The 13,780-nt window shown below is 40.2% G+C and carries 14 protein-coding genes; all 14 read right to left on the bottom strand.

Annotated elements, in window-relative coordinates; all coding sequences use genetic code 11:
• Positions 1 to 22: 22 nt before the first annotated feature.
• Positions 23 to 856, bottom strand: coding sequence for a flagellar hook-basal body protein (locus tag ACB089_RS21665; RefSeq protein ID WP_374963877.1), 834 nt, complete (start codon positions 854 to 856; stop codon positions 23 to 25).
• A gap of 20 nt (positions 857 to 876) precedes the next feature.
• On the bottom strand, positions 877 to 1,872 hold the full coding sequence (locus tag ACB089_RS21670; protein ID WP_374963878.1) for a rod shape-determining protein: 996 nt from the start codon (positions 1,870 to 1,872) through the stop codon (positions 877 to 879).
• Positions 1,873 to 2,568: 696 nt separating this feature from the next.
• Complete coding sequence (locus ACB089_RS21675; protein WP_374963879.1) at positions 2,569 to 2,757, bottom strand: hypothetical protein; 189 nt, start codon at positions 2,755 to 2,757, stop codon at positions 2,569 to 2,571.
• Between the two features lie 189 nt (positions 2,758 to 2,946).
• A complete protein-coding gene (gene ltrA, locus ACB089_RS21680; protein ID WP_374963429.1) occupies positions 2,947 to 4,209 on the bottom strand; it encodes a group II intron reverse transcriptase/maturase in 1,263 nt (420 codons plus the stop codon).
• 570 nt (positions 4,210 to 4,779) lie between these two features.
• On the bottom strand, positions 4,780 to 5,037 hold the full coding sequence (locus ACB089_RS21685) for a sporulation transcriptional regulator SpoIIID (protein ID WP_374963880.1): 258 nt from the start codon (positions 5,035 to 5,037) through the stop codon (positions 4,780 to 4,782).
• Positions 5,038 to 5,221: 184 nt separating this feature from the next.
• Entirely contained in the window at positions 5,222 to 5,896 is a 675-nt protein-coding gene (locus ACB089_RS21690) for a peptidoglycan DD-metalloendopeptidase family protein (RefSeq protein WP_374963881.1), read from the bottom strand.
• A 37-nt stretch (positions 5,897 to 5,933) separates the two neighbouring features.
• Complete coding sequence (spoIID, locus tag ACB089_RS21695; protein ID WP_374963882.1) at positions 5,934 to 6,821, bottom strand: stage II sporulation protein D; 888 nt, start codon at positions 6,819 to 6,821, stop codon at positions 5,934 to 5,936.
• A gap of 131 nt (positions 6,822 to 6,952) precedes the next feature.
• Positions 6,953 to 7,195, bottom strand: coding sequence for a hypothetical protein (locus tag ACB089_RS21700; RefSeq protein ID WP_374963883.1), 243 nt, complete (start codon positions 7,193 to 7,195; stop codon positions 6,953 to 6,955).
• A gap of 235 nt (positions 7,196 to 7,430) precedes the next feature.
• Positions 7,431 to 8,744: a UDP-N-acetylglucosamine 1-carboxyvinyltransferase gene (murA, locus tag ACB089_RS21705; RefSeq protein WP_374963884.1), complete on the bottom strand. Its 1,314-nt coding sequence runs from the start codon at positions 8,742 to 8,744 to the stop codon at positions 7,431 to 7,433.
• Positions 8,745 to 9,122: 378 nt separating this feature from the next.
• On the bottom strand, positions 9,123 to 9,362 hold the full coding sequence (locus tag ACB089_RS21710) for a DUF1146 family protein (protein ID WP_368636182.1): 240 nt from the start codon (positions 9,360 to 9,362) through the stop codon (positions 9,123 to 9,125).
• 104 nt (positions 9,363 to 9,466) lie between these two features.
• On the bottom strand, positions 9,467 to 9,874 hold the full coding sequence (locus ACB089_RS21715; RefSeq protein ID WP_368636181.1) for a F0F1 ATP synthase subunit epsilon: 408 nt from the start codon (positions 9,872 to 9,874) through the stop codon (positions 9,467 to 9,469).
• Positions 9,875 to 9,898: 24 nt separating this feature from the next.
• Complete coding sequence (atpD, locus tag ACB089_RS21720; protein WP_374963885.1) at positions 9,899 to 11,314, bottom strand: F0F1 ATP synthase subunit beta; 1,416 nt, start codon at positions 11,312 to 11,314, stop codon at positions 9,899 to 9,901.
• Between the two features lie 49 nt (positions 11,315 to 11,363).
• Complete coding sequence (gene atpG / locus ACB089_RS21725) at positions 11,364 to 12,221, bottom strand: ATP synthase F1 subunit gamma (protein WP_374963886.1); 858 nt, start codon at positions 12,219 to 12,221, stop codon at positions 11,364 to 11,366.
• Positions 12,222 to 12,268: 47 nt separating this feature from the next.
• Positions 12,269 to 13,777: a F0F1 ATP synthase subunit alpha gene (gene atpA / locus ACB089_RS21730; RefSeq protein ID WP_368636179.1), complete on the bottom strand. Its 1,509-nt coding sequence runs from the start codon at positions 13,775 to 13,777 to the stop codon at positions 12,269 to 12,271.
• Positions 13,778 to 13,780 lie beyond the last annotated feature (3 nt).

Below are 13,780 nucleotides of genomic sequence, written 5' to 3' on the forward strand. Positions count from 1 at the left end.
TCAAACGCCTCCTGTTCGCCTATTATACTTTACCGATTTCGTTGACAGCCTTTTCCATGCTACGATCATAAGCCTGTAACACTTTTTGGTTAGCTTCGAAAGCACGATATGCTGTCATTAAATCTGTCATTGTGCGACTAGAATCTACGTTTGAGCCTTCTAGATAATTTTGACGCAATGTAAAGGATACGCCATTCGCTCCGTAAGCTGTCGGTAAGTCTTCACCGTTTGCTGTTCGAATTAAGCCATTATCCTGTTTACGTAGCGTGTTCGGATTCGTCGCAAATGATACGCCAACACGTGCTACTTGCTGATCATTAACATAAATTGCTCCGTTCTCATCTAGGCGGAAATCATCATTCGGTAGCTGGATGCGTTGACCTCTGTCTGATAACACATACAGTCCTTGTGGATTTACTAAATAGCCTTGACCATCTAAAGTAAAATTCCCGTTGCGTGTATATGCCTCGCCACCATCTGGATGTGCTAAACGGAAGAAAATAGATCCCGTGACGCCATCATCATTTTGTGGTAAGTTTCCATCAATCAAAGCCATATCTGTCGTGAAATCAGTATTGTAGATTTGGCCTTGTATGTAGTTGGGCAATGTTTCTTGCATATAAATCCCTGTATTTAATGCTCCAACTTGACTCATATATTGAGAGCCTGCTTGTTGATTGGCAGGTGCATTCGTTTTTCCTACGCTTGACATGAGCATATCAGGAAATGAACGAATTGTTGATTGGTCTGCCTTAAACCCTGGTGTATTCGCATTTGATAAGTTATTAGTTAGTAGCTCTGTTCTTCTTTGTTGTGCAATCATTCCAGTTGCAACTGTATAAAATCCTTTAAACAAAGGAATCACCTCTTAAATTTTTATAAGGATGCGGGCACTCGATCAATATTTTCAAGCATAATGCCTGTACCAATTGCTACACAATCCATAGGGTGCTCTGCAATGAACACAGGTACCTTTAACTCTTCTATTAATAGCTGGTCCATTCCATGTAGTAATGCACCACCGCCAGTAATAATTACCCCACGATCAATTATATCAGCTGATAACTCTGGTGGCGTTTTTTCTAAAACATTTTTTGCAGATTGGACAATCATAGCAACCGATTCATGTAATGCACGTTCAATCTCCTCAGAGTGAATTTCTATTGTACGTGGTAGACCTGTCACCATGTCACGACCACGAATATCCATTGAATCGTTTCTCGCGCCCTTAAAGACTGTACCAATTGTGATTTTTATTGCTTCTGCAGTACGTTCACCAATTAGCAATTTATATTGTTTTTTAATATATTGTAAAATATCATTATCAAAAACGTCTCCTGCAACCTTAATGGATTCGCTCGTTACAATATCACCCATTGATAGAACTGCTACATCTGTTGTTCCACCGCCAATATCGACTACCATATTACCACTAGGTTGGAATATATCCATGCCTGCACCAATTGCTGCAACTTTTGGTTCTTCTTCTAAGTATACTTTTTTTCCACCTGATTTTTCTGCAGCTTCGCGAATAGCTTTTTGCTCAACACTAGTAATGTTTGTAGGACAGCAAATTAAAATACGTGGTTTCGCTAAAAATCCTTTTACATCTAATTTATTGATGAAATGTCTTAGCATAGCTTCTGTAACATCAAAATCCGCAATAACACCATCTCGTAATGGACGAATTGCAGTTATATTTCCTGGCGTACGCCCTACCATTTGGCGAGCCTCTTCCCCTACCGCTAATACTTTATTAGTTTTTTTATCAATCGCCACTACTGATGGTTCATTTAAGACGATTCCTTTGCCTTTAACGTGTATTAATACGTTCGCAGTTCCTAAGTCAATGCCAATATCTTTCGAAAACATTTTATAATTTCTCCTTCCCGCCAGTTCCAACTACATAACGTTCATTTTATCTGTTTATCTAGAATATTTTATCATATTTCATTGGTAATTTCACCTAATTTTAGTGAATGAAACGGTTTTGTTTCAATTATATGAACAGTCATAGAAAAGAAGAAATCGTTTTAGCAATCTTTTATATGGTATCTAATTTGTTTTGGCTCATCACAATAACGTGAGGTTGATTTCCGTTCCGGCTGGGCGCTTTCGCGCAGAGCAAAGCTTCCTGGGGGCGTCCTATGAGCCGCTTTTGTTGTTGTTGTTGCTGTCGCTACGCTTTCGCACAGAAAACATCCGCTTCGCTGCAGGGTCTCGGGCCTACAGATGTTTTTTGCGCGAAAGCGTAGTGCTAACGTAGCGGCAGCAGCACGATGTAGGTCACGAAGGCGTTATCACAGGATGTGATGCTCTTAGCCTTCGTTCCTCTACCGCTAATCCCCAAGGAGTCGCCCAGCCTCCACTCCAATCAACTTATATACATTGTATCCGTTTTAAAAATATGTAGAAAATGAAAGTGGCTGGGACAAAACTGGTCAAAACCTTAAAAAGCAAGATAAATCAATTTAGAACGTTGATTTCTCGCGTTTTTTGGTGTTGAGTTTTTAAATTTTGCGTAAAAAAATATACTTCTGTCATAAGCGACGTAAATGATCAGTGCGGTCAGAGAGTGTTGCATGAAGGTAGATGTCGATATTTTTCAAAAGTTGGTTGATAAATTAAAATAGTTGGTTGATAAATCGATAAAGTTGGTCGATAAATTAAAATAGTTGGTTGATAAATCGATAAAGTTGGTCGATAAATTAAAATAGTTGGTTGATAAATCGATAAAGTTGGTCGATAAACAATCAAAAGTTCTCGACAAATCTCAAAACTGCAGCTCATTAAAGATTTTTGTCGCTGCCGTTGCGCTCCGCTCCACTTTCACTGCAGAAAAATGAGGTTTTGTCTCAACCTCCCTGGGCAAATCGAGTAGGAGGGAGTGACTAACTCCCGACCTCTCCAACCACCGTACGTACGGATCCGTATACGGCGGTTCAATTAAGATGAATAACGCAAGATTTCATAACGAGCTTGCAGACTTTTGAGCCCTTGGTTACTCCAATAAGAGTTACCAAGGGTTCTGTGTAATATTGGACTTTTCGAAATACGCCAGTAACTCTTGCGAGTATTGCCCCATTCGTAAGCCTTCCAGTCTGGAACTCCTAAGCGAATAAGGTTGCGCACTTTCGTACGAGGCTTCTTCCAATTCTTCCATAAACACATGCGAAGTCTTCTTCTAATCCATCCATCCAGTGATTCAAATATTGATTTCGTATCCGCTAATGAAAAGTAGCCACACCACCCAATTAAGTATTGATTCAATTGTTGAATTCGGTACTCCATTGGAAATGGCTTCTTTCTAGCTGTTAATTCCCGAATTTTGTTCTTCATTCGCTTTATGCTCTCTTTCGCAATTCGAACTTGTGGTTCTTTGCGGGAGGTAAAGCTAAATCCTAGGAATTTACGTTGCCAAGGACGAGCCACTGCGGATTTCTTCTCATTTATTTTCAATCGCAGCGTCTTCTCAATAAAGGTTTTGATACTTGCCATCACTCGTTCTCCTGCTCGTTTTGTTTTCACATAAATATTGCAGTCATCGGCGTAACGGACAAATTTATGACCACGTTTCTCTAATTCTTTGTCTAATTCATCCAGCACAATGTTTGAGAGAAGTGGACTCAGTGGACCCCCTTGGGGTGTTCCTTCATCTGTATCATAAACGACACCATTTATCATGACACCCGATTGCAAGTATCTACGAATCAGCTTGAGTAGAGGTTTATCAGAAATTTTCTTCGCTAATGTACTCATTAGACGGTCATGGTTTACTTTGTCGAAGAATTTCTCTAAGTCCATATCTACTACCCAGCGATATCCTTCTTTTATATAGCCTTTGGCTTCTCGGATTGCATCGTGAGCACTTCGTTTTGGTCGAAATCCGTAACTATGATTCGAGAAGTTCGGGTCGTATAGGTTGGATAGCACTTGGGCAATTGCCTGTTGAATGAGTCGGTCTGTCACGGTTGGGATTCCTAATAGTCGCACACCGCCGTCAGGTTTCGGGATTTCGATTCTGCGAACTGGTTGTGGTTGGTAGGTTCCCTCAAGAATTTGCTTCTTAATCGTTAGCCAGTTTTCGACTACATGCTGTCGTAGGAATTTTACGGGCATTTTGTCTACTCCATGACTCCCTTTGTTTCGTTCCACCCGTTTGAGTGCGAGAAGCAGATTCTCTCGTGATAAAATTTGATTCATTAACATCTCGTTCGACTCCTCCGTGAATAGCTTGTCTTCTTATAACAGTTTCTACTGCACCCGCTCAATGTCCCTCATGGGATTCACCATTACCTCCATTAAGTCGGTCCTTCTGGATTTTCTGTGTTTATCATAGAAAACTGCATGCCAAGGGCTATTCTCTCCGAATTGTTCGGTCCTTTCCATTCATTCTAGAAGTGAATGGTACTATGACCTCTGCTGACTTCTGATGGTTCAGCTACCTATCGCTAAGTAGGTTACAAAGTGTACTTTGCGTTTCCATCAGACCTCCCCGGGTAAGCGTATGCACTTTCACACCATCTATCCGCCTCATTTACTCGATATGACCTTCGACAGAAAGGACTTTGTGTTGTTGTGCACACTCATCCAATCATACCTAGCCTTATATGAGATTTGTGTTCCTCGGACCGGTGTTTTGCCTCCAGCTTCCTTCAGATTCCGCGTCGCCACGGACACCCTTGCTCTTGGCTAACCTCTACTTCTGTCTTCGAGGTTCGGGACTTGCACCCTATAGTTCATACGCATGCCGGGCGCACACAAAAAAAGAACGAATCATTATTGACTCGTTCTTTCTTTCCACTTGTTTTTCGTTGCCTCTCCTCCACGAATATGACGTACGGCCTTATGATAGGCGAGAATTTCTTTCACTTGCTCAGCTAATCCTTCATGAATTGTTGGCAATCGCTCTGTTAAATCTTTGTGCACCGTACTTTTTGAATAACCTGTCATTTTCGCGAGGACACGCACAGTTTCACGCGTCTCAATCAATAATTCACCGAGGCGTATGCAGCGCTTCCGAATGTGCTCGTGCACGTTCTTCGTCCTTTCCACACAATTTCACAAAATGGCGTTGGCATCAGATGCACGTCTGCGCATTTCTTCACCTTATGTGAGGACAAAGCTATTCAGAACACATTTTACATTTTCACGATAAAATACTGATTTTTTATGCATTTTTTAGTATTTATTTTTCACTTTAAAATACAGTATTAAGGATCTACTTATTTTCAAAGGCTAGTAATTGTTTCGGATTAATATATTTTCCGTTATCTAGTACTTCAAAATGCAAGTGAATGCCAGCTGCTTGGTTCCACTCATTGTCAGTCGCTTTTCCAAGCGCTTGACCTTGTGTTACCTCATCGCCTTCTTTCACAGCAATGTCCTTTACAGAGCTATACTGTGTTTGCTTACCATCTGCATGCTCAATAACAATTTTATTGCCCGTAAATGCATCTAGTTTTACTTCTAGTACTTTACCACTCATAGCAGCAAGCACTTCAAATTCTTCACCATTCATAGAAAGCGAAATACCGGAAGATGTCGTAAATGTTTGATTAAATACCATTAGTGCTTTTTCACGTGACTCTGCATTAGCCTCTACTTCATAAAACTCTTGTGAAACTTGGACTTTACTTAAATCTGCTTCCTTGAATGGGTACTTCATAGTTTCTGTACGTGCATTTGTTTCAACTACAGGACCTGAATCTACTTCTGCTACTTCTGATGACGGAGCCTCTTCTACTTTCGATACGAGACTATTGTAACCAAATAGCATTCCTGCTAGCATTAGAGCGCCACCTCCGTAAACTGCTGGCCAAAACCATGGTTTTTTCTGTACTTGAACTTTTTCATTTTGATCTTGAGAAGTTTTACTATTTTTATCCTCTCTCATTTTCATCACCTCTAGTTGCAGTGTGAACAACTAAAAGTTATTTTAAACATGCATCTATCGATTTTATTTCAATATCTTGATAATAATAGTGTAAAATTTCGGCAGCAGTTTTCCCATTACTGGCCATAGCCTCTGCTCCGTATTGACTCATTCCTACTCCATGCCCGTATCCTTCCGTGCTAACCTGTACATTTCCTGTAGCGGCATTATATGAGATTTTAAAATCCGTTGATGGTATTTGTAAAAGTGTTCGAACTTCTCGACCTGACCACACATTCTTGCCTAGCTGCATGCGCTCAACACGTCCGGAATCATTTATAAATAACTGTACACGGTTGAAATCACTTGCGTGCCATTTAACAGGCCACAGTGCATTCCATTCCTTTAATGTCCATTCCTTTATAGCTGAAAACTTTGGTGATGATTGATCAGATATACTTGCAACACTTTGTAAATATGGTAGATCATTACCGCTATAACCGTGGGCACTCTCTGTTTTACCGTTGCTAGTAGAGTGAAACATTGCCGTAATTAATTCATTATTATATAGAAGAACTTGTCCTTTCGTTTCGTTAATGGCCTCGACAATTTTCTTTTCATTCCCCGGGAAATTGCTAGTCCAATTCGCTTTTCTTTGCTCCTTATTGTAAAAAACTTGTCTAGCTACTGTAGGAGCGATGGCTATTTTACCGTAATTTGTCGATTTCAATGCGTATGTTCTTGCTGCAATTGCCTGCGCTTTTAAAGCTTCTTTTTTAAACGAAACGGGCATTTCTGCAGCAACTACACCAGTCACATACGTTTCTAAAGGGATTTTCTCCTGTTGCCCCTCCACTTCTATAAATATTTCACAAGCCTTTTCTGTTGTTGTCATTGAAGGTAAATCCTCAACCGTATGTCTCTCACCTAATGCCACAGGAAGCATATATAATGCTCCAATCAAACTAATTATGCTTATACTCATTATCCATTTTTTCATAAGGAATACTATGCTAGAAATCTTCAAAATATGAGGACGTTGGCGAAGTACGCTTCAATACGCATAGGAAAACATGATTAGAGCGGGCTATCTAAAAATGGCATTTCACCATAACGTGAGGTTGATTTCCGTTCCGGCTGGGCGCTTTCCTGGGGGCGTCCGATGAGCCGCTTCGCTTCGCAGCAGGGTCTCGGGGCAACAAATGTTTTCTGTGCGAAAGCGTAGTGCAAACGTAGCGTCAGCGACAGGATGTTGGTCACGAAGGCGTTATCACAGGACGTGATGGTTTTAGCCTTCGTTCCTCTATCGCTAATCCCCAAGGAGTCACCCAGCCTCCACTCCAATCAACTTATAACATGGCGTACGTTTTAAAACGCTAAATAGGAACTAAATTGTGTAGAAATACCTTCCATTATCACCTTTGAGATGCTTTTAGTCCTCTTTCCATCTAATGATCATGCTTCTTCCTATAACTGCGTCAATTTGCCAGCATGGTTTAAACTACAAAGGAAAAAACCCTCTGCTTGAACTTAAGCAAAGGGTTTTGACATCTATTTAGTTTGTTGGTAATTCAACAACTGATTCCTCATTGATGATTACATCTTCAACTGGTACACGTTCAATATTTGCGCCAAGAGCAGCCAGTTTGCCGTGGAAATCAACGTAACCACGATCTAAGTGATGAAGTTTTGTAACTCTAGTCACACCTTCTGATACAAGACCTGCTAAAATTAGTGCAGCCGCCGCTCGTAAATCTGTCGCCATCACTTCAGCACCCTGAAGATCTACAGGCCCTTCGATAAACACAGAACGTCCTTCTATTTTAGCACTGGCATTCATGCGACGGAACTCCTCAACATGCATAAAACGATTTTCAAAAACCGTTTCCGTAATTATACTCGTACCTTCTGCAGTTAACATCAAGGCCATCATTTGGGATTGCATGTCTGTTGGGAATCCTGGATGTGGCATTGTTTTAATATCGACAGCTTTTAATGTATTAGAAACACGTACACGGATGCCTTCATCTAGTTCAATAATTTCTACACCCATTTCACGCATCTTTGCAATTAATGCTGTCATATGCTCAGGAACAGCGTTTTCAATCGTTACATCGCCTTTTGTAATTGCTGCTGCAACCATAAATGTGCCAGCTTCAATACGGTCAGGAATAATATGATGTTCTGTCCCATACAATGTATCGACACCTTCGATACGAATCGTATTCGTACCTGCACCGATGACACGGCCACCCATATTATTAATAAAGTTTGCAAGATCTACAATTTCAGGCTCTTTCGCTGCGTTTTCAATTACAGTTGTTCCTTGTGCTAAAGCTGCAGCTGTCATAATATTTTCTGTTGCCCCAACGCTAGGGAAGTCCAAATACACATTGGCGCCTTTTAAACGTCCTTCTGCCTTCGCTTCTACATACCCATGACCAAAGGAGATTTTTGCTCCCATAGCCTCAAAGCCCTTTAAATGTAACTCAATTGGGCGAGAACCGATTGCACAGCCCCCTGGTAAAGCAACACGAGCATAGCCATTTCGAGCAAGTAAAGAACCCATCACTAAAATCGATGCACGCATTTTACTGACAAATTCAAACTGAGCTTCACTAGAAAGTTCTTTTGTTGTATCTATATATACTGTATTGTCTTCCGGTATATATGTAACCGCCGCGTTTAGACTTTTAAGTACTTCATTTATAGTAAAGACATCTGCTAAGTTAGGGACTTCTTTAATTACATTTTCTCCTTCAGAAGCAAGTAAAGCCGCCGCTAGGATTGGTAACACTGCATTTTTTGCGCCCTCTACACGTACTTTTCCCTGTAGCTTTTTGCCGCCAGTCACTATTATTTTTTCCACCTTATGTCCCTCCGAATTCAATCTATTAACCTATCATATTTTTATTTTAACAAGAAGTATAATGTCATAATCAGTAAACAAACAACTCTATAGTACAACTTTTCTTACGCTCGTTCAAGCATCCAAATCACTATTTTAAGACATTTATTGATATTTTGCTATTTATTTATTGTACGCATAATTTTTTTTTTTGTGAATGACCAATAACATGGAAGAAAAGCATTAATTACTAATACTTACCCAAAGATTTATGAACAAAAACAAAAATCTATAGGTTTTCTTAACACTAATATTTACATATTTCAAAGGACCACATAATGATATTATAAAGTCCTGTGAAATATGTAGTTTCCATCAAAAAATAGGTATAAGGGGCTATTAAAATAAATATGGAAGTTTTCCTGACCAGTTTGATATTTGGAGAAAGAAATTTGAAACGGCCGATCCTATCGCAATACTTAACAAAATATAAATTAACTGAACTTGAAATACTTTATTCTTCTTGAAGAGCTTTTCTAGCATAAAAGCTTGTAGCGCGTAAAAAGTAATAGCGATAAAAAATATATGCGATAAAATTCCTATTAAAGCTTCTTGTCCTATGGCCTCATACATTTCCATGTTGGTTCCTCCATATTCATTTCTCTAGCAGCACTCTCAAAAGGCTGCATTTGGAATAAAGTTAAAAAACGGACAGATATTGAATCTGCCCGTTAAAATTTGAATTAGATATTACCCTCATGAACGTTGATACGATTCAACGCACGTTTTAATGCTAGGTCAGCACGTTTGAAATCAATGTTGTCTTGTTTACTTTGGATACGTCCTTCAGCACGTTTAACGGCTTCTTTAGCACGTTTAACATCGATGCTTTCAGCAATTTCAGCAGACGGAGCTAAAATTGAGATTTTTTCAGGACGCACTTCAATGAAACCACCGCTTAAAGCAACCATTTCAGTCGAACCGTCTTCTTTTTTAAGCTTCACTGCACCAATTGCAAGTGGAGCGACCATAGGAATATGGCCTGCAAGAACACCGATTTCTCCTGAAGTTGTTTTAGCAATTACCATTGATACTTCAGAATCGTATACTGGGCCGTCGGGAGTGACAATATTGACTAGAACTGTCTTCATATTTTTTCCTCCTCGTCCCTAGTATTAAACCTCTACGCCCATGCTTTTCGCTTTTTCAACTACTTCATCAATTGAACCAACTAAACGGAAAGCATCTTCTGGTAGGTGATCCCATTTGCCATCAAGGATTTCCTTGAATGAGCGAACAGTTTCTTTAACAGGTACATAAGAACCTTTTTGACCAGTGAATTGTTCCGCAACGTGGAAGTTTTGAGATAAGAAGAATTGAATACGACGAGCACGTTCTACTGTTTGTTTATCTTCATCAGATAACTCATCCATACCTAAGATAGCAATGATATCTTGTAATTCACGGTAACGTTGGATTGTACGTTGTACACCAGTAGCGATTGCGTAGTGCTCAGCGCCTACGATTTCTGGTGATAAAGCACGAGAAGTCGAAGCTAATGGGTCAACCGCAGGGTAGATACCCATTTCTGATAATTTACGCTCAAGGTTAGTAGTAGCATCTAAGTGGGCGAAAGTTGTAGCCGGCGCCGGGTCAGTATAGTCATCGGCTGGTACATAAATCGCTTGAATAGAAGTTACAGAACCTTTGTTTGTAGATGTGATACGTTCTTGTAATTTACCCATTTCAGTTGCAAGTGTTGGTTGGTAACCTACCGCAGAAGGCATACGACCTAATAGGGCAGAAACCTCAGAACCTGCTTGTGTGAAACGGAAGATATTGTCGATGAATAAAAGTACGTCAGCACCTTGCTCATCACGGAAGTATTCTGCCATTGTAAGACCAGTTAAAGCTACACGCATACGTGCACCAGGTGGTTCGTTCATTTGACCGAATACCATCGCTGTTTGCTTGATAACGCCTGAATCGCTCATCTCGAAGAATAAGTCGTTCCCTTCACGAGTACGCTCACCTACACCAGCAAATACAGAGATACCTGAGTGCTCTTGTGCGATGTTATTGATTAATTCTTGGATTAATACTGTTTTACCTACACCGGCACCACCGAAGAGACCGATTTTACCACCTTTGATATATGGTGCTAATAAGTCTACTACTTTGATACCTGTTTCAAGAATTTCAACTGTAGTTGAAAGTTCATCGAAAGATGGTGCTTCGCGGTGAATTGAATCACGACGAACGTCAGCTGGAATCTCTTCACCTAAGTCGATTACTTCTCCAAGTACGTTGAATACACGACCTAAAGTAACTTCACCAACTGGTACTGAGATAGCTTTTCCTGAGTCTGTTACTTCTGCTCCACGTTGTAAGCCATCAGTAGATGACATTGCAATTGTACGAACAGAATCATCACCTAAATGAAGAGCAACTTCTAATGCAAGAATTGTTGGTTCTTCATTAGGACGTTCAATCTTAACTGTCAGTGAGTTATAGATTGCTGGTAATTGGCCATTGCTAAATTTTACGTCAACAACTGGACCCATTACTTGAATAACATGTCCTTTATTCATTACTGTGTATCCTCCTATCGTATTCTTATACGACATTGGGAAGCTGGGCCTATTCTAAGGCTGCAGCTCCACCAACGATTTCTGTAATTTCTTGTGTAATCGCCGCTTGACGCGCACGGTTATATTGCAATGAAAGGTCTGAAATAAGATCAGATGCATTATCAGTTGCATTTTTCATAGCCGTCATACGAGAAGCATGTTCACTTGCTTTTCCATCTAATAATGCGCCGTAAACTAAGCTTTCCGCGTATTGTGGAAGTAACACTTCAAGAATTGCTTCACCAGATGGCTCAAATTCGTAAGAAGCATTACTGCTAGCAGGTGCAAGATCCGTTAATGGAAGAAGTTTTTTCTCTGTCACTTCGCTAGCAATTGCGCTGACAAAGTGATTGTAGTACATATAAAGTTCATCATACGTACCATCAGTGAACATACCAACAGCTTTACGAGCGACTTCTTTAATATCAGCAAATGATGGTTGGTCCGGAAGACCGACAACATCGCTGATGACAGTATGATCACGTTTCACAAAGTAGTCACGAACAACACGACCTACCGCTAAAATAACGTATTCGTCTTTTGATTTATGACGCTCGTCAATTGTACGTTGTACTTGGCGTAGGATACTTGAGTTGTAAGCACCTGCAAGACCACGGTCAGAACCAATGACTAAGTAAGCTGTTTTCTTAACAGGACGAGCAGTTAACATTGGATGTCCACTGTCTTTTGTTCCTGAAGCGATCGCGCCTACTACATCCTGGATTTTTTCCATGTAAGGAACGTACGCTTTAGCGTTTTGCTCTGCACGACGTAACTTTGAAGAAGAAACCATCTGCATCGCTTTTGTAATTTGTTTCGTACTCTTTGTTGAAGTAATACGACCTTTTATTTCGCGTAAGTTTACCACTGGTATTTCACCACCTTTTGTTTTTTAATCAAGTGACTAGCTCGAACTTATTCTGATTTAGCGAAAGTTTTTTTGAACTCTGTTAAAGCTGCTACGTAATCAGCATCAGGAGCAAGCTCTTTTGTAGTACGAACATGATCTAAAACGTTTGTGTGGTTTGTATCTAACCAGCTTAAGAATTCACCTTCAAAGCGAACGATATCTTGTACTGGAATATCATCTAAGTGACCTTTAGTTAATGCATAAAGGATCGCAACTTGCTTTTCAACTTTAAGTGGTTTGTTTAGGTCTTGTTTAAGAACTTCAACCGTACGTTTACCACGTTCAAGTTTACCAAGTGTGATTTTATCTAAATCAGAACCGAATTGAGCAAATGATTCAAGTTCACGGAATGCAGCTAAGTCAAGACGTAGTGTACCCGCAACTTTTTTCATCGCTTTAATTTGAGCAGATCCACCTACACGTGATACAGAAAGACCGGCGTTAATCGCTGGACGTACACCTGAGTTGAATAAGTCAGATTGTAAGAAAATTTGTCCATCAGTAATTGAGATTACGTTAGTTGGGATGTATGCAGAGATATCCCCAGCTTGTGTCTCAACGAATGGAAGAGCTGTAATTGAACCATTTTGATATGTTTCATTTAACTTCGCAGCACGTTCAAGTAAGCGGCTGTGTAAGTAGAATACGTCACCAGGGTAAGCTTCACGACCTGGAGGACGGCGAAGAAGAAGTGAAAGTTCACGGTAAGCTGATGCTTGTTTAGAAAGATCATCATACACGATTAAAACGTGTTTACCTTGTAACATGAATTCTTCTGCCATAGATACACCAGCTAATGGTGCTAAGAATAATAATGGAGCTGGTTGAGAAGCAGAAGCTGTCACAACGATTGTGTAATCTAAAGCGCCATTTTTACGAAGAGTTTCTACTACACCACGTACAGTAGATTCTTTTTGACCGATTGCAACATAGATACAAATCATGTTTTGGTCATTTTGGTTAAGAATTGCATCGATTGCTACTGATGTTTTACCAGTTTGACGGTCACCGATGATTAACTCACGTTGACCACGACCGATTGGTACTAAAGCGTCAATCGCTTTGATACCAGTTTGTAGTGGTTCGTGTACTGATTTACGAGCCATTACACCGAAAGCTGGACTTTCGATTGGACGAGATTTTGTTGTGTTGATAGGACCTTGTCCATCCACTGGTTGACCAAGTGGGTTTACAACACGACCAATTAGTTCTTCACCAACTGGTACTTCCATGATACGACCTGTACGACGAACTTCATCGCCTTCTTTGATGTCTGCGTATGGACCTAAGATTACGATACCAACGTTACCTTCTTCTAGGTTTTGAGCCATACCCATAACACCGTTAGAGAACTCTAAAAGCTCTCCAGCCATGACGTTGTCGAGGCCATGAGCAAGAGCGATACCGTCACCAATACGGATAACTGTACCAACTTCGCTTACTTTAAGTTCAGATTCATAATTCTCAATCTGTTGTTTAATCAGACTGCTGATTTCTTCAGCCTTGATGCCCATGTA

The organism is Lysinibacillus sp. RS10 (genome assembly GCF_041956855.1).
GTDB lineage: Bacteria > Bacillota > Bacilli > Bacillales_A > Planococcaceae > Lysinibacillus > Lysinibacillus xylanilyticus_A.